The following is a 19,834-nucleotide window of genomic DNA, read 5'->3' on the forward strand; positions in this document are numbered from 1 at the left end:
AATCTCAGCTTTAACCCAGCTCGACAATCTCGTAGCCATGGGTAATTTCAACCCCGGCACGCTCAAGCATGATCGAAGCCGAGCAGTACTTCTCTGCCGACAGCTCCACCGCCCGCTTGACCTGCGCTTCTTTCAGGCCACGGCCTTTCACCACGAAGTTCATGTGAATCTTGGTAAACACCTTCGGGTCTTCGCCGGCGCGCTCGGCTTCCAGAAACGCCTCGCAGCTTTCCACCGCCTGGCGCGATTTCTTCAGAATGCTCACCACGTCAAAACTGCTGCAGCCACCCAGGCCCAACAGCAACATTTCCATCGGGCGCACACCCAGGTTGCGGCCGCCGGCTTCGGGCGGGCCGTCCATCACGACGACATGGCCACTCCCCGATTCGCCGAGGAACATGGCCTCACCGGCCCACTGGATACGTGCCTTCATCTACCCGGACTCCTGATATTCGGAAAAGGGTGTCAGCTTAGACCTTGTGCGGCTGTGGGAAAAGCACGAGACGTGTCGGTTTAGTACCGAAACATCCGGTGGCGTCTGATAAGCTGGCGCCAAATGAATGGCGCACCCCGCCAGACAGCCTTATAAAAAGCCTATGGGTCGTATCGAACAGGATTTCGTGATGGTTGCCTCCGCCCTACCCGCCAAGATCAAGAACATCGACAAACTGTTGGTGCATTGCCAGCGCCGCCGCTATACCGCCAAAAGCAACATCATCTGCGCCGGCGACCGAGCCGAAACATTGTCGTTCATCATCAAGGGCTCGGTGACCATCCTCATCGAAGACGACGACGGCCGTGAAATGATCATTGCTTATCTCAACAATGGTGATTTCTTTGGCGAGCTGGGGCTGTTCGAGCCGGTTGACGGCCAACAGCAGCGCAGCGCCTGGGTACGCGCCAAGACCGAGTGCGAGGTGGCAGAAATCAGCTACGAAAAGTTTCGCGAGCTGGCGCGCCAAGACCCGGAAATCCTCTATGCCCTCGGCAGCCAGATGGCCCAGCGCCTGCGCAATACCACGCGCAAGGTCGGCGACCTGGCATTTTTCGACGTCACCGGGCGGGTTGCCCGTTGCCTGCTTGAACTGTGCAAGCAACCCGATGCCATGACCCACCCCGACGGTATGCAGATCAAGATCACCCGTCAGGAGATAGGCCGCATCGTCGGGTGCTCGCGGGAAATGGTCGGCCGCGTCCTCAAGGACCTTGAAGAACGCAGCCTGGTACAGGTAAAGGGCAAGACCATGGTGGTCTACGGTACCCGCTAATCCTTGGGCAGGTCGGCAAGCACCTTGGCGTAGGCCTGCGACAAGCGCTCGAACCAGGGCGCCGCAGGCGCCACTTCATGCAAGGCGATATGTGCATCGGCGCGGCAACGTTGCTCCAGCTCGCAGCATTCATTGAAGCGATTGACCGCCGCCACCATCGACTCCCGCTCGTTGTCCAGCAGCAATGCACCGTGCACAAGCACAACCGGCCGCTTGCCGCCCAGCCCCTGACGCCAGCGCTGGGCGGTGCCCACCAGCTTGCGGCCATTGAGGTTGACGTTGTAGCGGCCATCGCAGAACGCCCCGTCGATTTCACCCACCGACGCCACCCCGCCCCACTCGCGCAGTACATCGCACAGCGGCAGGCACAGGCGCTCGTAGGCGCTTTCGATGCGTCCGTGATCGCCTTCGCTGCGCGGGGCGACATAGACCAGCGCAACGTTTACGGTCGAATGTGACTGCGGCACCGGCTCACCGCCCGTCTCGCGCAGCAGCACTGGCCAACCGGCAATCGCCAGCTCCGAACAGGCGGCCTCGAAGTTGTCCAGGCGGCTCATGCGCCGGGGCATGACCAGAGCATGGTCGGTGGGGCGCCAGAACAGCACCCCACTGTCGCGTTCGCCACGGCACACGGCAGCCAGCAGTTCCTGTTCGGCGTGCAGGCCTTGTTCGACGGTCAGGGCCAGGGGTTGATCGGTCATTGATCCACCTTTGATGTTGTTTTTTAGGGCCTCTTCGCGGGCGCGCCCGCTCCCACAGATACCACACATGCCATCAGGTTGGTGAAGAACCCTGTGGGAGTGGGCATGCCCGCGAAGAGGCCATTGCAGGCTTACAAAAAAGCCGGCACTGACGCCGGCTTCGTTTGATCAGTCCAGATGCTGAACAGTCTTCTTCACCTGATCCGGGAAGAACAGCCGCTGCAATTCCAGCCCAGGGTGTTCCGCACGCATGAACGCCTCACCCACCAGGAACGAGTAAACCTCGTTGATCGCCATCAACTCGACATCGGCCCGGTTGAGAATACCGCTCTCGGTAATCGCCAGGCGGTCACGCGGAATGCGCGGCAACAGGTCGAGGGTGGTTTCCAGGCTGACCTCGAAGGTATGCAGGTTGCGGTTGTTCACCCCTACCAGCGGCGTATCCAGGGTTTTCAGCGCGCGCTCAAGCTCATCGCCATCGTGCACTTCTACCAGTACATCAAGGCCGACCTCTTTTGCGGTCGCGGCCAGTTCGGCCATCTTCACGTCATCCAGTGCCGAGACGATCAACAGCACGCAGTCCGCACCCAAGGCCCGGGCTTCAACGATCTGATAAGGGTCGACCATGAAATCCTTGCGGATCACCGGCAGCGAAACGGCAGCGCGGGCCTGCTGCAGGTATTCATCGGCACCCTGGAAGTAATCGACATCGGTCAGCACCGACAGGCAGGTGGCGCCACCCTTCTCGTAGCTGACCGCGATTTCCGCCGGCACAAAGTGCTCGCGGATCACGCCCTTGCTCGGCGACGCCTTCTTGATTTCGGCGATCACCGCTGGCTGCTTGCGCCTGGCCTGCTCGATCAGCGCATTGGCGAAGCCACGCGGGGCATCGGCGGCCTTGGCCAGGCCCTCCAGCTCGGCGAGGCTGACGCGCGCGCTGCGCTCGGCCACTTCCTGGAACTTGCGGGCAATGATCCTTTCCAGCACCGTCGGCACACTCATGCTTCGTTCTCCACCTTGAATACTGCAGTAAAGGCACCCAGTTCCTGCAGCTTCTCCCAGGCCAGCCCGGTGTGCAGTACGTCGTGGGCCAGTTCCACACCTTGGGCCAGGGTCATTGCATGATCGGCGGCATACAGTGCCGCACCTGCATTGAGCACGATCATTTCAGCAGCCTTCTGGCCGTTTTCGGTCTTGCGCCGGCTCAGCGCATCGCGGATCAGTTCCAGCGATGCCTGCGGGTTTTCGACGGCAAGGCCATGCAAGCTCTGGCTCTTCATGCCGAGATCTTCCGGCTCGACCCAGTATTCGGTAATTTCGTTGTTCTTCAGTTCGGCAACGAACGTGGGTGCAGCCAGGCTGAACTCATCCAGGCCGTCCTTCGAGTGCACCACCAGCACATGCTTGCTACCCAGGCGTTGCAGTACCTCGGCCAACGGGCGGCACAGGGCCTGGGCGAAAACGCCGACCACCTGGTGCTTCACTCCGGCCGGATTCGTAAGCGGGCCGAGCATGTTGAACAGGGTACGCAACCCCAGATCACGGCGCGGGCCGGCGGCATATTTCATGGCCGAGTGGTGGCTTTGCGCAAACATGAAGCCGATGCCCAGGCTGTCAATGCAGCGGGCCACCTGGATTGGCGTCAGGTTCAGATAGATCCCGGCAGCTTCCAGCAGGTCGGCACTGCCGCTCTTGCCCGACACTGCGCGGTTGCCGTGCTTGGCCACGGTGCAACCCGCTGCTGCCAGAACGAAGGAAGAAGCAGTGGACACGTTGAAAATATTGGCGCCGTCACCGCCGGTGCCGACGATATCGACCACGCCATCCAGGCTCTTCAGCTCAACCTTGTCGGCAAGCTCACGCATCACCGACACCGCACCGACAATTTCGTCGATGCTTTCACTCTTCATGCGCATGCCCATCAGGAAAGCGCCGATCTGCGCTTCGCTGCACTGGCCGGTCATGATCTGGCGCATGACATCGCGCATTTCTTCGGTAGAAAGGTCCAGGTGGCCGACGATACGGCTCAACGCGCTCTTGATATCCATGTTCGATCCTTAGCGGCGGCCGCCGGTCTGCTTGAGGAAGTTGGCGAACAGCTCGTGGCCCTGCTCGGTCAGGATCGACTCAGGGTGGAACTGCACCCCTTCGATATTCAGCGTTTTGTGGCGCAGGCCCATGATCTCGTCGACCGAACCGTCAGCATGGGCGGTCCAGGCGGTTACTTCCAGGCACTCGGGCAAGGTTTCGCGCTTGACCACCAGCGAATGATAGCGGGTGACGGTCAGCGGGTTGTTCAGGCTGGTGAACACGCCCAGGTCGCGATGGTGTACCGGGCTGGTCTTGCCGTGCATCACCTGGCGGGCACGCACCACATCACCGCCAAAGGCCTGGCCGATGGACTGGTGACCCAGGCACACCCCCAGGATCGGCAGCTTGCCGGCAAAATGCAGGATGGCCTCGATGGACACGCCCGCCTCGCTCGGCGTGCACGGGCCCGGGGATACGACGATGCGCTCGGGGTTCAGGGCTTCGATCTGGGCGATGGTCATTTCGTCATTGCGAATGACCTTGACCTCGGCGCCCAGCTCGCCAAGGTACTGAACGACGTTGTAAGTGAATGAGTCGTAATTGTCGATCATCAGTAACATGGTGTTAAACCTCTTGAATTTACTGACTTCAGAATTCGAACCTTCTTGCAGCCGCCACAGGCACGGCTTCGCCACAGAGGGCAGTTAAAGAAGAAGGCAAACGGGGGCGGGCCGGGCGGGCCGGCAGGGGATAAAGTCAGGCGCGCCAACGCCAACGGGCGTGGGCCTTGATTACGCGCATCAAGAGTTTACTGACGATCAACACAGGATAGGTCTCGCTCATACGTCCCGGCACAGTAGCCTACCGGGGCGGCGGGCGCAATATGCCCTTAAACACGGGGAAACGAATGGACTTGGGAGGCATGCCCCGCGATTTGCTAAGGTCGATCGGGTTGTCCTCATAAAAACAAAGAAAAGGAAGTTACCCGATGCGAAAAGCCCCGGTATTGCGCTTTACCCTCGCCTCCTTGGCCCTGGCCTGCAGCCAGGCATTCGCCGCCCCCTCGCCCTATTCCACGCTGATCGTGTTCGGCGACAGCCTCGCCGACGCCGGGCAGTTTCCCGACCTGACGGGCGGCACCTCGGCTGCCCGCTTCACCAACCGTGATGCCAACGGGAACTTTGCACCGGTGTCGCCGATGATCCTCGGCAGCCGCCTGGGTGTTAACCCGGACGACCTGAACCCTTCAACTTCAGTAGGCATCCGCCCCGACGGCAACAACTGGGCTGTGGGCGGCTACACCACCCAGCAAATTCTGGATTCAATCACCAGCACCTCCAAGACCGTCATACCACCTGGGAACCAGGGTGCAGGGCTGGTACTGCGCGAAAGACCGGGCTATCTGGCCAATGGCCTGCGTGCCGACCCCAATGCGCTGTACTACCTGACCGGGGGCGGTAACGATTTCCTCCAAGGGTTGGTGAACAGCCCTGTCGACGCAGCGGCAGCCGGGGGCCGGCTGGCGGCCAGTGCTCAGGCGCTGCAACAGGGCGGCGCCCGCTACATCATGGTCTGGCTGCTGCCTGACCTGGGCCAGACACCCAATTTCAGCGGTACTCCTGGGCAAAACCCGCTGTCGCTGCTGTCGAGCGTGTTCAATCAATCGCTGATCAGCCAACTGAACCAGATCGATGCTGAAATCATCCCGCTGAATATTCCTGTGCTGCTCGGCGAAGCCCTGGCAAACCCGACCGCGTTTGGCCTGGCCAGCGGCCAGAACCTGGTCGGCACCTGTTACAGCGGCGACAGCTGCGTGGAAAACCCGGTGTACGGCATCAATGGCACCACGCCTGATCCGACCAAGCTCCTGTTCAATGACTCGGTACACCCGACCATAGCCGGGCAACAACTGATCGCCGACTACGGCTACTCGATCCTCTCCGCACCGTGGGAACTGAGCTTACTGCCAGAAATGGCCCACGCCAGCCTGCGTGCCCACCAGGACGAATTGCGTAATCAGTGGCAGACACCCTGGCAGGCGGTTGGCCAGTGGCAGGCCTTTGTCGCCACCGGCGCCCAGGACCTGGACTTCGACGGCCAACGCAGTGCGGCAAGCGGTGATGGCCGTGGTTACAACCTGACCTTGGGCGGCAGCTACCGGTTGAACGACGCCTGGCGGCTGGGCCTCGCCGGCGGTGTGTACCGGCAAAAACTGGAGGCAGGCGCCAATGATTCGGACTACAAACTGAATAGCTACCTGGCCAGCGCCTTTGCCCAATACCGCCAGGACCGCTGGTGGGCTGATGCCGCGCTGACTGCCGGGCACCTGGACTACAGCGACCTCAAGCGCACCTTTGCCCTTGGCGTGAACGAGCGCAGTGAAAAGGGCGATACCGACGGTGAGGCCTGGGCGATGTCCGCGCGGCTAGGCTACAACCTGGCAGCCGAAAGCAGCCGCTGGCAGCTGGCGCCGTTCATCAGCGCTGATTACGCGCGAACGAAGGTGGATGGCTACAACGAGAAGAGCGGGCGTTCGACCGCGCTGGGCTTCGATGATCAGGAGCGCACGTCACGCCGCTTGGGTGTCGGGCTGCTGGGCAGTGTGCAACTGCTGCCGGGTACCCGGCTGTTCGCTGAGGTGGCGCAAGAGCATGAGTTCGAGGATGACCGGCAGGATGTGACGATGCACCTGACCAGCTTGCAGGCGAATGACTTCACCCTGACCGGGTATACACCGCACAGCGATCTGACCCGGGCGAGCCTGGGGGTTAGCCACGAAGTAGTGGCAGGGGTGCATTTGCGCGGGAATTACAACTGGCGCAAGAGTGATGATCTGACCCAGCAGGGGGTTAGCCTGGGGGTCAGTGTGGACTTCTAGAGTATTGGGGCCGCTGTGCGGCCCTTCGCGGGCACGCCCGCTCCCACAGGTATTACACAAACCTTGAAGTGTGTGATTTACCTGTGGGAGCGGGCGTGCCCGCGAAGGGCTGCACAGCAGCCCCAATCGATTTACTTGGCGGAGGTCTGCTCAGCCAGCGCAACCGCACGGAACATGGCCCGGCGCTTGTTGATGGTTTCTTCCCACTCCAGCGCTGGCACCGAGTCGGCAACGATGCCACCACCGGCCTGCACATGCAGTTCACCGTCCTTGATCACGGCAGTACGGATGGCAATCGCCGTGTCCATGTTGCCGTTCCAGGCAAAGTAGCCGACCGCACCGCCGTAAACCCCACGCTTGACCGGCTCCAGTTCATCGATGATCTCCATCGCGCGGATCTTCGGTGCACCAGACAGGGTGCCAGCGGGCAGGATCGCCCGCAGCGCATCCATCGCCGTCAGGCCCTCGCGCAGTTGGCCGGTGACGTTGGAGACAATGTGCATCACGTTGGAATAACGCTCGATCACCATCTTCTCGGTCAGTCGCACGCTACCGGTCGAGGACACCCGGCCGACGTCGTTGCGGCCCAGGTCGATAAGCATCAGGTGCTCGGCGATTTCCTTGTCGTCCGACAGCAGATCGTCTTCCAGCGCGCGGTCGGCTTCTTCGTTCGCGCCACGCGGGCGGGTGCCGGCGATCGGTCGCACGGTGACCAGGTTGTCCTCGACACGTACCAGCACCTCAGGCGAGCTGCCGACCACATGGAAATCGCCAAAATTAAAGAAGTACATATATGGCGTCGGGTTGAAGCAGCGCAGCGCACGGTACAGGTCGATGGGCGCAGACTTGAAGTCGATCGACATGCGCTGCGACGGCACCACCTGCATGCAGTCGCCAGCCAGGATGTATTCCTTGATACGGCCGACCGCGTTCTCGTAGTCGTCGCGGGTATAGCTGGAGCGGAATTCCGGCTCGGCGGCCTCCGGGCCACTCAGGTCCAGCCCTCGGCGCGGGGTGATAGGTTGACGCAAGGTTTCCAGCAGGCCCTGCAGGCGTGCCTGGCCCTGCTCGAAGGCCTGTTCTTCAGCCGGGTCGACCAGCACGATAGCGTGCATCTTGCCCGCCAGGTTGTCGAACACCACCACCGCATCGGACACCATCAACAGGATATCCGGCACACCCAGCGGGTCCGGATTGGGGCTGGCGCCCAGGCGCTTTTCTACATAGCGTACGCAGTCGTAGCCAAAGTAGCCGACCAGGCCGCCGTTGAAACGTGGCAGACCAGGAATATCAGCGACCTTGTAACGGTCTTTGAAGCTTTCGACAAAGGCCAGCGGGTCTTCGACATCGTGGCTTTCCACCTCGACGCCATCCTGCAGGATGCTGACGTGGTAGCCGTGCACACGCATCACGGTACGTGACGGCAGGCCGATCATCGAGTAACGGCCCCATTTCTCGCCGCCCTGCACCGATTCGAGCAGGTACGAGTTGGGCTGGTCAGCCAGTTTCAGGTAGATCGACAGCGGCGTGTCGAAGTCGGCCAGGGTTTCGCAGGCCAGGGGAATGCGGTTGTAGCCGGCAGCGGCCAGGCGCAGGAATTCTTCGCGGTTCATGAGTAGCCTCGTGGCAAGCAGCAGTAGGTCAGGCAAACGGACGGGCCGGCACGCGCCGGCAGGCAGAAGTCAGGCGCGCCAACGCCAACGGGCCAGGGCCTTGATGACTTTCATCCAGAATTTGCCAGTAACCGCCACGGTGGACTCTCTGTCTTGTGAGGCTTGAAGGTCCGCCAACGTTATCCCAGTGGCAGGGTCTGCGCAACCGGGCAGCAACGCTCGCAGATCGTCGATCACAAGGCTCGGGGATTCATCGTGGATCGGCCGGCCATGGTTGTAGCCGTAGGTCAGGCCCACGCACTGCACACCCGCCGCCTTGGCCGCCAATACATCACTGCGCGAATCACCGACGAACAGCGACTGCTGCGGGGTAACCCCGGCCATCTGCATGACGAACAGCAACGCCGCAGGGTCGGGCTTTTTCTGCGGCAGGGTGTCGCCGCCGATAATCCAGCGGAAGTAACGGCCGATCTTCATCTGGTCCAGCAACGGAGCCACAAAGCGCTCAGGCTTGTTGGTGATCAGCGCCATCTCCACGCCCTGCTTGCGCAGCCAGCGCAGGGTGTCCTGCACGCCGGGGTAGACCACCGTCAGCTCATGGCTTTCGGCATAGGCGTCCATGAACAGCGCCAGCGCCTGCTCGGCCAGCGCATCGTCCACGGCGGCGTGGTCGATGCCACCCGCCAGCGCCCGGCGCACCAGCACCTGGGCGCCATTGCCGACCCAGTGGCGCACGGCGTCCAGGCCTGCGGGCGGGCGCCCCATTTCGAGCAGCATGCGGTCCACGGCGGCGGCCAGGTCTGGCACGGAATCGATCAGGGTACCGTCCAGATCGAACATCACCAGCCTGGGCAGCGTCCCCGGGAACAGCTGCTCGAAGCCGCTCATGGGCGGGCCAGAGCCAGTTCAGCGTGCATCCTGGCGATGACTTCCTGGTAGTCCGGGGCGTTGAAGATCGCCGAACCGGCCACGAAAGTGTCGGCGCCAGCGGCAGCGATCTCGCGGATGTTGTTGACGTTGACGCCACCATCGATTTCCAGGCGGATATCACGGCCACTGGCGTCGATCAGCGCACGCGCCTCACGCAGTTTGTCGAGGGTACCCGGGATGAACTTCTGCCCACCAAAGCCTGGGTTGACGCTCATCAGCAGCACCATGTCGATCTTGTCCATCACGTACTTCAAGGCATCCAGGCTGGTGGCCGGGTTGAACACCAGGCCGGCCTTGCAGCCGCCGTCCTTGATCAGTTGCAGCGAACGGTCGACGTGCTGCGAAGCTTCCGGGTGGAAGGTGAGGTAGGTGGCGCCGGCTTCGATGAAGTCGCCGATGATGCGGTCGACCGGGCTGACCATCAGGTGCACGTCGATCGGGGCAGTGACGCCGTACTTGCGCAGGGCGGTACACACCATCGGGCCAATGGTCAGGTTGGGGACGTAGTGGTTGTCCATGACATCGAAGTGGACGATGTCGGCACCCGCAGCCAATACCTTGTCGACGTCCTCACCCAGGCGGGCGAAATCGGCGGAGAGGATGGAGGGGGCAATAGCGTAGGGCTGCATGGCGCACCTGTTGGCAGAATCACGGTGGCGCGCATTGTAACTCAGGCAAGGCGATGAGGGCTGATTGGTATCAATCCGTGTCGACCAGTTGCTTCAACCTGTGCCGGCCTCTTCGCGGCTAAAGCCGCTCCCACAGGAGTTGTGCAGCATTTGAAAACTGCGCAGTCCCTGTGGGAGCGGGTTTACCCGCGAAGAGGCCAGCAAAGGCAGTACATCATCAGGCCGGCTGCTGGGTTCTCAGCTTCTCGCTGCGCCCGCGCAACCACTCCAGGGTCAACAACAACACCACCGAGAAGGCAATCAGCAAGGTCGCCGCCGCGGCAATGGTCGGGCTCAGGTTCTCGCGAATACCGCTGAACATCTGCCGCGGCAGGGTCGCCTGCTCCGGCCCGGCCAGGAACAGCGTCACCACCACCTCGTCAAACGACGTCGCAAAGGCAAACAGCGCCCCCGAAATCACCCCAGGCGCAATCAGCGGCAGGGTCACCCGGCGGAAGGCCAGCAGCGGCGATGCACCCAGGCTGGCAGCCGCCCGCACCAGGTTGTAGTTGAAGCCCTGCAAGGTTGCCGACACGGTAATGATGACGAACGGCACACCCAGCACCGCATGCACCAGAATCAGTGAAGTGAAGCTGTTACCCAAACCCAGCGGGGCGAAGAACAGGTAGCTCGCCACACCGATGATCACCACTGGCACCACCATCGGTGAAATCACCAGTGCCATCACCAGCGACTTGCCGGGAAAATCGCCACGGGTCAGGCCGATGGCCGCCAAAGTGCCGAACACCATGGCCAGCACCGTGGCCGCCGGGGCGACGATGATGCTGTTCTTCAGCGCCCGCATCCATTCGGCCGAGCCGAAGAAGTCCTGGTACCACTGCAGCGAGAAGCCCTGCAGCGGGTACACCAGGAAGCTGCCACTGTTGAACGACAGCGGCACGATCACCAGCACCGGCAAGATCAGAAACAGCAGGATCAAGCCGCAAAGAATGCGCAGGCTGTAGAACCAGACCCGCTCCACGGGCGACATATAGGGGCTCAACATGGCAAGGCTCCTCAGCTCAGACGCAGGCGGCTGGCGCCGACCAGCCAGCTATAGATCAGGTACAACAGCACGGTCGCCAGCAGCAACAGCCCGCCCAGTGCGGTGGCCATGCCCCAGTTGATGCTGGTGTTGGTGTAGAAGGCAACGAAGTAACTGACCATCTGGTCGTTCGGGCTACCCAGCAGCGCCGGGGTGATGTAGTAGCCGATGGCCAGGATGAACACCAGCAGGCAGCCAGCGCCAACACCGGCGTAGGTCTGCGGGAAGTACACCCGCCAGAAGCTGGCGAACGGGTGGCAGCCCAGCGAGATCGCGGCACGCATATAGCTGGGCGAAATGCCCTTCATCACGCTGTACAGCGGCAAGATCATGAACGGCAGCAGGATGTGCACCATGGAGATGTACACACCGGTGCGGTTGAACACCAGTTCCAGCGGCTGATCGATGATGCCCATCGCCATTAGCGCGCTGTTTATCAGGCCGCCCGACTGCAGCAGCACGATCCACGCCGCCACCCGCACCAGGATCGAGGTCCAGAATGGCAGCAGCACCAGAATCATCAACAGGTTGCTCTGCCGGGTCGGCAGGTTGGCCAGCAGGTAGGCCAGCGGGTAAGCCAGCACCAGGCAGATGGCGGTAATCACCACCCCCATCCACAGGGTGCGGGCAAAGATATCCAGGTAAATGGCCTGGTCCGGGGTAGCCTTCGCCAGCTCGCCAAGGTCGTCGATACGGTGGTCAACAGAGGCGAGCAGGTAGAACGAGGTCACCGTACTGGTGTTGCGGCGTATCGCCTGCCAGTACGCCGGGTCGCCCCAACGCTCGTCGACGGCTTGCAAGGCGTCTTTATAAGAGGCAGGTTCCGCCTTGAATGGCAGTGCCCGGGCCGTCTTGGTCAAAAGGCTGCGGTAGCCGGCCAGTTCCATGTTCAAGCGCTTGGAAAGGTCGCCAAGGGTCTGGTTCTTGCGCGACTCGGCCAAGTCCTGGCTCAGGGCCTTGTACACATCTTCGCCCGGCAGGCTTTTGCCATCCCACTGGGTGATGATGTCTACCGTGCGTGGCAGGCCGCCGACCACTTCCGGGTTGCCGACGCTCTTGTACAACAGCGCCGCGATCGGCACCAGAAACACCAGCAGCAGAAACAGCGCCAGCGGCGCAATCAACGCCTGCGCCTTCCAGCGGTTGACCCGCTCGGCATGCTTGAGGCGCTGCTTGAGACTTGAACCTGCGCCTTCTTTGAGGGGCACTGCAATGGCCATGGCGAACTCCGCGAAACAGGCTGAAATCGGGGCTGCTGTGCAGCCCCATGCATCGGGCGCTTACTTCTTCGCCGCCCAGGCGTTGAAGCGTTGCTCCAGCTGCTCGCTGTTGTCAGCCCAGAAGGCCACGTCGATCTGCACCTGGTTGGCGATGTTCTCAGGCGTGGTCGGCATGTCCTTCTTCACCTCGTCCGACAGCAGGCTCACAGCCTTGGAGTTGGCCGGGCCGTAGGCGATGTTCTCGGAGTAGGTTTTCTGCTGCTCGGGCTGCACGCTGTAGGCGATGAACTTTTTCGCCTCTTCAACGTTCTTGGCGCCTTTAGGGATCGCCCAGGCGTCGAAGTCGTAGATGCCGCCATTCCACACGACTTTGAGGTTGCTCTCTTTCTGCACGGCAGCGATACGGCCGTTGTAGGCCGAGCTCATGACCACGTCACCCGAGGCCAGGAACTGTGGCGGCTGAGCGCCAGCTTCCCACCACTGGATGCTTGGCTTGAGTTCATCAAGCTTCTTGAAGGCACGGTCCTGGCCTTCCTTGGTAGCCAGCACCTTGTAAACCTCTTTGGGTGCGACACCATCGGCCATCAGGGCAAACTCAAGCGTGTACTTGGCACCCTTGCGCAGGCCACGCTTACCCGGGAACTGCTTGGTGTCCCAGAAATCGGCCCAGCTGGTAGGTGCAGTCTTGAGCTTGTCGGCGTTATAGGCCATGACCGTGGACCAGACGAAGAAGCCCACACCGCAAGGCTGGATGGCGCCAGGTACGTAGTCGGCTTCGTTGCCGAACAGGGCGGGGTCCAGTTGCTCGAACATGCCCTCGTCGCAACCGCGTGCCAGCTCAGGCGACTCAACCTCTACCAGGTTCCACGACACACTCTTGGTGTCGACCATTGCCTTGACCTTGGCCATTTCGCCGTTGTACTCACCGGCGACGATCTTGCCATTGCCTGCCTTTTCCCACGGCTCGTAAAACGCTTTGACCTGGGCAGCCTTGTTGGCGCCCCCGAACGAGATCACGGTGAGGTCTGCGGCCATCGCCTGGCCAGCGGCGAACAGCCCCAGGGCCAGGGCGGTCAGTTTCAACTGCTTGCGCATTCTTATTCTCTCCACAGTACAGGGTTGGTGAAGCAATCCATCAATGGGCTTCGGCAATCGGATCGAGCGCGCGGGCGTGCTCCACCTCCCAGCCCAGCGGTACCACATCGCCCACGGCCAGGGCCGGGTCGAGCTCGGCAATCGGCTGTTTCACGAAGAAGTCGCCCTTGCCGCAAACCTCCAGGCGCACCCGTACGTGGTCGCCCAGGTAAATGAATTCGGCCACCCGGCCAGAAAAGCGGTTGACGCAGCTTTCGCTGTGGCCGTTCAGGCGCACGCGCTCCGGGCGGATCGACAGGGTTACCGGCTCGCCGGCCTGGCCGACATTCACCGCCAGCGCCTCGACTCGCTCGCCGCGCGGCAACTGCACCTGGCAGCGCTTGCCATCGCTGGCCAGCAGGGTGCCGTTGATGCGGTTGTTCTCGCCGATGAAGTTGGCTACGAAGGTATTGCAGGGTTCTTCGTACAGGGTGCGCGGGTCGGCGATCTGCTGGATTTCGCCCTGGTGGAACACCGCTACCCGGTCGGACATGGTCAGCGCTTCGCCCTGATCGTGGGTCACGTACACCACGGTCACGCCAAGGCGCTGGTGAATGTGCTTGATCTCCATCTGCATGTGTTCACGCAGTTGCTTGTCCAGCGCGCCGAGTGGTTCGTCCATCAGCACCAGCTGTGGTTCGAACACCAGTGCACGGGCCAAGGCCACACGTTGCTGCTGGCCGCCGGACAGCTGGCCTGGGTAGCGTTTGGCGAAGGCATCGAGCTGGACCATGTTCAGCACGCGTTTGACCCGCTCGCTGACGTCGGTCTTGCTCAGGTTGCGCACGGTCAGCGGAAAGGCCAGGTTCTCGGCCACGGTCATGTGCGGGAACAGCGCGTAGTTCTGGAACACCATGCCAATGTCCCGCTTGTGCGGCGGCACGTTGTTGATCGAGCGACCGGCCAGCTGGATTTCACCGGCGGTGGGGGTTTCGAAGCCGGCCAGCATCATCAGGCTGGTGGTCTTGCCCGAGCCGGAGGGGCCGAGCAGTGTGAGGAACTCACCCTTGCGGATTTCCAGGTTGAGGTCTTTGACGATCAGCGACTCGCCGTCGTAGCTCTTCTGCACACCACGGAAGCTGACCAGCGTTTCGCTGGTTGCAGCGTTCGACTTCGCCTCGCTCATGCCTGCACCTTTTTGTTGGATGACTGCGTAGGCAAAAGAGTAGAAGAGGCGCAAGCGCCCGGAAATCGGGGGTGCTGAGAGAATGCCATCATCCGGATGGAAGATTGCTTGTAGGGATCCCCCTACAAAGATGACGGGATTGGAATGCCCGCCCGAGTATTCCACCAAACCTGTGGGAGCGGGCATGCCCGCGAAGAGGCCGGCGCAGCCATAGAGATCAGCAGGTCAGGCCCTTTCGCGGGCACGCCCGCTCCCACAAGGACCTCGACAGCTTCACCGATTGTGTATGTCGCAATCAGACCAGCTTGTGCTCCATGGCGTACTTCACCAACTCCGCCAGCGAGTTCACTTTCAGCTTTTGCATCAAGCGCGCTTTGTGGGTACTGATGGTTTTGCTCGACAGCGCCAGCTGTTGGGCGATGTCGTTGACGTTGGCGCCCTGGGCCAGGCGCTCGAACACCGAAAATTCCCGCTCCGACAGCAGTGTGTGCAATGGCCGGGACTCGGTCAGGCCTACCTCGAATACCATGCGGTCGGCCAGCGACGGGTCGATATAACGCCCGCCGCCCGCCACCCGGCGGATCGCGGTCAGCAGCAGCGCCGGGTCACTGTCTTTGGTGGCATAGCCCGCCGCACCGGCCTTCAGCGCCCGCGCCGCCATCTGCGCCTCGTCGTGCATCGACAGCATCAGGATTGCCGGCGCATCGTGCAGCGCGCGGATCCGCGGGATCGCCTCCAGCCCGTTCACGCCCGGCATCGAGATATCCAGCAGCACCACTTCGCACGGCGTGTGGCGCAAGGTTTCGAGCAACTGCTCGCCATTGCCGGCCTCCCCCACCACCTGCATGTCCTTGGCCAGGCCAATCAACTGCTTGATGCCTTCACGGACAATGGTGTGGTCTTCGGCCACCAGTACTCGAATCACGATTGCTCTCCTACTCCAACGGAATGGCCACGCTCAGGCTGGTGCCTTCGCCCGGTTCACTGTCCAGCGCCATGCTGCCCCCCAGCATCAGCACACGCTCGCGTACACCCACCAGGCCAAATGACGTGGGCCGGGCCTGCTCGCGGCAAAAGCCTTGGCCATCATCACTGACCGTCATACGCAATTGCCCGTCTTCTTGCACCAGTTCGATCACTACACTGTGCGCCTGGGCGTGACGCATCACGTTGGTCAGTGCCTCCTGCAGGATACGGAACAGGCCGGTGGCCTTGGCATCGCTCAATGCTGGCAGATTATCCGGCACTTGTACCAGGCAGGGGATCTGCGTGCGGGCTTCAAAGCGCCGTGCCTGCCATTCAATGGCCGAAGCAATGCCGGCATCGAGGATCGGCGGGCGCAAGGCCGTGGCCACATCACGCACCAGCTGGAACAGTTGGGCAATCAAGCGCTTCATGCTTGCCAGGCGCTCATTCAGGCCGGGGTCCAGTTCGGCAAACGCCAGCTCGCACATCGACACTTCCAGCTTGAGCACAGTCAGCATCTGCCCCAACTCGTCATGCACTTCCCGGGCGATGCGGGCCTTTTCTTCCTCACGCACGCTTTCCAGGTGGGCCGACAGCTCGCGCAGCTGTTCCTGGGATCGGGCCAGTGCCAGCTCTGCCCGCTTGCCCTGGGTGATGTCCCATACCACACCGTCCCACACCACCTGGCCGTTGGCCAGGCGCCGGGTGCTGGCCTTGATGTCGGCCCAGCGTTGGTCACCCTGACGGGTCAGGATGCGCCCCTGCCAGGACCAGTCCTGGTCGCTGGCCAGGGCCAGGTCCTGGACCCGGTGGTAATCGGCGCGGTCTTCGGGGTGAACCAGGTTGCGCAGGCCCATCTGCGGGTGCTGGATCTCGGCAGGCGCATAGCCCACCAAGGCCTCGCTGCCCTCACTGATGTAGGGGAACTCCAGCTCGCCCTCGCCCGGGTCTCGCTCCAGGCGAAAGACCAGCCCCGGCACGTTGCCGGCAATGCCCTTGAGCCGGGCCTCGCTCTCGCGCAATGCCGCCAGGGCACGGTGGCGCTCAGTGACATCGGCGAGGTAGACCACCAGGTATTCAGAATCACGAAAGCGCAGAAAGCTCAGCGATAGCTCGACCGGCAGAAGGCTGTGATCGGCCCGCCGGCACTGTGCCTCGAACTGGCCGACACCGCCCTCCCCCGTGCGAGCGCCTTTCCACAGATCCAGCCAGCGGTCCATGTTCAGGCTCGGCTCGAAGGTGCTCAACGGCCGCTCCAGCAGTTCGCCGTCGCCATAACCGAGCATGCGCTCGGCGGCGTGATTGGCGTAGCGTACGTGGCTGTCCCAGTTGACCCAGAGAATGCCCACCGTGCTCTGGTCGATGGCGAACTGGCTCAGGCGCAGGGCTTCTTCACGTACTTGTCGCTCTACCAGGCTTTCCCGCGTGGTCAGCAGCCTGCGCTCCAGCTGGCGCTGCTGCCGGCGTTGCCACACCAGCGTGGCCAAGGCACACAACAGCAACATACCGAACAGCAAGGCCAGGTTCTGCCAAAAGCCAGGTGACTCGCTCAGGCGTGGGTATTTCGGCTGCAACCACCGTTGGTGCATCTGCTCCAGCGCCTTCGCCGGCAGTGCTTGCAGGCCGCGTTCGAGCACATCGGCAAGCAGCGGCCAGTCACGTCGCGAGCCGATGCGCAGCAGCTGCGGCAGGCCGATATCACCGACCACCGCCAGCTCACTGAACTCACTTTCGCGCGACAGGCGGCTGAGCTGGGCTTCATCCAGCACCGCGAAACTGGCCTGGCCACCTATTACCAATTGCAAGGCCTCCCGCTCGTTGGGCACCCCCTGCAGGTTGAGGTTGCTGTAGTTGCCGCGCAGGTAGTCGGCCAGCTGGCTGGGCATGCGCACCGCCACCCGCTGCTCGGGCTCAAGCTTTTCCAGCTCCACAGCCATGGCCCCGGTGCGCGGCCCCACCACCAGTTGCGGCACGCGCATGTACGGGTCGCTGAACAACCAAAGGCGCAGGCTGGCGGGTGTCTGGGTAAGGCCCGGGGCGAAGTCGATTTCCCCGGCCAGCAAGGCGTGCTCCAGGCTGGCCTGGTCGGTGAAGTTACGCCAGGTCAGGTCCAGCCGCAGTGCCTGCGCCAGGCTGTCCACCAGTTCTACGTTGGCTCCATACAGTTGCTGCAGGCGCCGGTCGAACTGGGCGTATGGCGCCTGCAGCACCAGGCCTACGCGCAAGCTGCGGTGCGTGTCCAGCCACTGCTGCTGCGCAGGCTCCAGCGTAACGCTGGGCACCACCTCGGGTCTGGCCAGTGCAATCAAGGGCAGCCACAAGCAGCCGATAACCAACAGGCGACGCACTCGCTTCATCTACACGCTCGTCTTGGCAAAGGCGGCCATGCAGCATGGCCGTCACGGGCAAATACTATTAGGCTGCCGGTATCATTCTGGCCTTGGGTTGACTCATGTCCACACTTTATCGCACGACGCTGGCAATGTGCTGCCTGGCCTCACTCCTTCCACTCGGCGCCTTGGCTGCCGATGCCGAAACACCACCCACCCCCACCGAGGCTCCAGCCGCCGAAGCCCCGCGCCCGCCCCTGCTGGAGCGCAGCCAGGAAGATGCCCAGGCGCTGGAGCGGCTGGTGCCGAAAGCCGAGCAGCAGACCTTGCAGGCCGGTGCCGACAGTTTCCTGGCCCTGTGGAAACCGGCCAACGACAACGACCCGCGAGGGGCCGTTATCATCATTCCAGGTGCAGGCGAGACTGCCGACTGGCCAAACGCGGTAGGCCCACTGCGGCAGAAATTCCCCGATGTTGGCTGGCACAGCCTGAGCGTCAGCCTGCCCGACCTGCTCGCCGATAGCCCGCAAGCAAGAATTGAGGCCACACCGCCTGCCGAGCCTGTGAAGGACAAGGGCGAAAGCGCACCGGCCAAGGATGTACCGGCCGACGCCAACGCCAACGTGGCCCAGGCCACAGCGGCCGATGCCGACGTGGCAGAAAGCACTGACGCTGAACAGGCCAGCGAGCAGGCCGACCCGGCGGATGCCGAACGCATCTTCGCCCGCCTGGATGCCGCAGTGGCATTCGCCCAGCAACGCAACGCCCGCAGCATTGTGCTGATCGGCCATGGGAGCGGTGCGTATTGGGCGGCCCGCTACCTGAGCGAGAAGCAGCCGCCACAGGTTCAAAAACTGGTGATGGTTGCCGCACAGACGCCGGCGCGGGTTGAGCATGATCTGGAAAGCCTGGCGCCGACCTTGAAGGTGCCCACTGCCGATATCTACTACGTCACCCGTAGCAGCGACCGCAACGCGGCCGAGCAGCGCCTGCAGGCCAGCAAGCGGCAGAAAGACAACCAGTACCGGCAGTTGTCGCTGATTGCCATGCCGGGTAACAAAGCCGCCGAGCAGGAGCAACTGTTCCGTCGGGTCCGGGGGTGGATGAGCCCACAGGGCTGATCCGAGATCGCCGGGGGCGCAACGCGGCCCCGCTGTTACAGGCCGCGCCGCTTGCGGATCATGGCATAGGCCTGGTGCAACTCACGGGTACGCTCGGTGGCTTCACGCACCTGTGCCTCACTGGCACCAGTGCCCGCCAGCTTGTCCGGGTGATGCCGGCTGACCAGCCGGCGATAAGCCTGCTTGACCCTATCCGTCTCGGTGTCCGCTTCAACCGCCAGCAAGCGCAACGCAGCGGCATAGGTCATGGCCACCCCTTCCGTTCCGGTTGCCTTGCGCGGCTCATACTCAAGCGACATGGCTTGCACCTGCCGGCGGCTCAGCCCCAGCTTGTGCCCCCAGTCCAGCAGCAGTTCACGTTCCTTGTTGCCCATCTTGCCGTCGGCCCAGACCATGCGCCAGCAGGCACGCAGGGTGCCTTCCGCCGCATGCGGTTGCTCGCGAATGCGGCGCAAATGGCTGCCCAGCCGGTCCTTGCCCGCCTTGCCGCGGTTGAACGCGGCAATCGCCCGCAGCCGGGCCGCTTCGGCCAGGTCCAGGCGCACCATCTCCTGGCGGGCCTGCCGGATATGCTGCTCGGCCACCCGGCCATCGCACTTGGCCAGGCGCCCGAGCATCACGAACAGCAACTCATCGTCGCGCAAGGCCGAGCGACCGCCCAGGCGTTCGCGCATGTCTTCCCAGCCCTGCAAGCGCAGGCGGCGGTCCATGGCCTGCCCAAGCAACCCACCAAGTAATGCCCCCGGAATGCTGGCCACAGCAAAACCGGCCCCCACACCAATCAGCGTGCCTGGCCACCACAT

18 protein-coding genes are annotated in these 19,834 nt (G+C 62.7%); 3 read left to right on the forward strand and 15 right to left on the reverse strand.

What is annotated here, in order from left to right:
• Positions 1–10: 10 nt before the first annotated feature.
• Complete coding sequence (locus P0Y58_00075) at positions 11–433, reverse strand: OsmC family protein (GenBank protein ID WEK30623.1); 423 nt, start codon at positions 431–433, stop codon at positions 11–13.
• 190 nt (positions 434–623) lie between these two features.
• Here P0Y58_00075 and crp point away from each other — a divergent pair, with 190 nt between their 5' ends.
• Positions 624–1,268 (forward strand): cAMP-activated global transcriptional regulator CRP, encoded by a 645-nt coding sequence (gene crp / locus P0Y58_00080; protein WEK30624.1) that lies wholly within the window; start codon positions 624–626, stop codon positions 1,266–1,268.
• Here crp and P0Y58_00085 read toward each other — a convergent pair.
• The 4 genes from P0Y58_00085 to P0Y58_00100 form a co-directional block, all read right to left on the reverse strand.
• Positions 1,265–1,969, reverse strand: coding sequence for a lipoate--protein ligase family protein (locus P0Y58_00085; protein ID WEK30625.1), 705 nt, complete (start codon positions 1,967–1,969; stop codon positions 1,265–1,267). The genes crp and P0Y58_00085 overlap by 4 nt on opposite strands.
• Positions 1,970–2,137: 168 nt before the next feature.
• The gene (trpC, locus tag P0Y58_00090) at positions 2,138–2,971 is read right to left on the reverse strand and encodes an indole-3-glycerol phosphate synthase TrpC (GenBank protein WEK30626.1); all 834 of its coding nucleotides are present in this window, start codon (positions 2,969–2,971) and stop codon (positions 2,138–2,140) included.
• Positions 2,968–4,017, reverse strand: coding sequence for an anthranilate phosphoribosyltransferase (gene trpD, locus P0Y58_00095; GenBank protein ID WEK30627.1), 1,050 nt, complete (start codon positions 4,015–4,017; stop codon positions 2,968–2,970). The genes trpC and trpD overlap by 4 nt, the downstream gene beginning before the upstream one ends.
• Before the next feature lie 9 nt (positions 4,018–4,026).
• Positions 4,027–4,620 (reverse strand): aminodeoxychorismate/anthranilate synthase component II, encoded by a 594-nt coding sequence (locus P0Y58_00100; protein WEK30628.1) that lies wholly within the window; start codon positions 4,618–4,620, stop codon positions 4,027–4,029.
• A 368-nt stretch (positions 4,621–4,988) separates the two neighbouring features.
• Here P0Y58_00100 and P0Y58_00105 point away from each other — a divergent pair, with 368 nt between their 5' ends.
• Entirely contained in the window at positions 4,989–6,878 is a 1,890-nt protein-coding gene (locus P0Y58_00105) for an autotransporter domain-containing protein (protein ID WEK30629.1), read from the forward strand.
• A gap of 131 nt (positions 6,879–7,009) precedes the next feature.
• On the opposite strand, the gene trpE is transcribed toward P0Y58_00105, so the two are convergent.
• From trpE to P0Y58_00150, 9 genes are all read right to left on the reverse strand, one after another.
• Positions 7,010–8,491: an anthranilate synthase component I gene (gene trpE / locus P0Y58_00110; protein ID WEK30630.1), complete on the reverse strand. Its 1,482-nt coding sequence runs from the start codon at positions 8,489–8,491 to the stop codon at positions 7,010–7,012.
• Between the two features lie 69 nt (positions 8,492–8,560).
• Positions 8,561–9,379: a phosphoglycolate phosphatase gene (locus P0Y58_00115; GenBank protein WEK30631.1), complete on the reverse strand. Its 819-nt coding sequence runs from the start codon at positions 9,377–9,379 to the stop codon at positions 8,561–8,563.
• Entirely contained in the window at positions 9,376–10,050 is a 675-nt protein-coding gene (gene rpe / locus P0Y58_00120; protein WEK30632.1) for a ribulose-phosphate 3-epimerase, read from the reverse strand. The genes P0Y58_00115 and rpe overlap by 4 nt, the downstream gene beginning before the upstream one ends.
• Positions 10,051–10,267: 217 nt before the next feature.
• Entirely contained in the window at positions 10,268–11,095 is an 828-nt protein-coding gene (locus tag P0Y58_00125; GenBank protein WEK30633.1) for an ABC transporter permease, read from the reverse strand.
• 11 nt (positions 11,096–11,106) lie between these two features.
• Positions 11,107–12,354 (reverse strand): ABC transporter permease, encoded by a 1,248-nt coding sequence (locus tag P0Y58_00130; protein ID WEK30634.1) that lies wholly within the window; start codon positions 12,352–12,354, stop codon positions 11,107–11,109.
• 60 nt (positions 12,355–12,414) lie between these two features.
• Positions 12,415–13,449: an ABC transporter substrate-binding protein gene (locus tag P0Y58_00135; protein WEK30635.1), complete on the reverse strand. Its 1,035-nt coding sequence runs from the start codon at positions 13,447–13,449 to the stop codon at positions 12,415–12,417.
• A 40-nt stretch (positions 13,450–13,489) separates the two neighbouring features.
• The gene (locus P0Y58_00140; protein ID WEK30636.1) at positions 13,490–14,614 is read right to left on the reverse strand and encodes an ABC transporter ATP-binding protein; all 1,125 of its coding nucleotides are present in this window, start codon (positions 14,612–14,614) and stop codon (positions 13,490–13,492) included.
• A gap of 295 nt (positions 14,615–14,909) precedes the next feature.
• Complete coding sequence (locus P0Y58_00145; protein ID WEK33245.1) at positions 14,910–15,542, reverse strand: response regulator transcription factor; 633 nt, start codon at positions 15,540–15,542, stop codon at positions 14,910–14,912.
• A 7-nt stretch (positions 15,543–15,549) separates the two neighbouring features.
• A complete protein-coding gene (locus P0Y58_00150) occupies positions 15,550–17,937 on the reverse strand; it encodes a PAS domain S-box protein (protein WEK30637.1) in 2,388 nt (795 codons plus the stop codon).
• A gap of 95 nt (positions 17,938–18,032) precedes the next feature.
• Here P0Y58_00150 and P0Y58_00155 point away from each other — a divergent pair, with 95 nt between their 5' ends.
• Positions 18,033–19,031, forward strand: coding sequence for an alpha/beta hydrolase family protein (locus tag P0Y58_00155; protein WEK30638.1), 999 nt, complete (start codon positions 18,033–18,035; stop codon positions 19,029–19,031).
• A gap of 35 nt (positions 19,032–19,066) precedes the next feature.
• Here P0Y58_00155 and P0Y58_00160 read toward each other — a convergent pair whose 3' ends face one another.
• On the reverse strand, positions 19,067–19,834 hold the full coding sequence (locus P0Y58_00160) for a TerB family tellurite resistance protein (protein WEK30639.1): 768 nt from the start codon (positions 19,832–19,834) through the stop codon (positions 19,067–19,069).

Source organism: Candidatus Pseudomonas phytovorans (assembly GCA_029202525.1).
Lineage (GTDB): Bacteria > Pseudomonadota > Gammaproteobacteria > Pseudomonadales > Pseudomonadaceae > Aquipseudomonas > Aquipseudomonas phytovorans.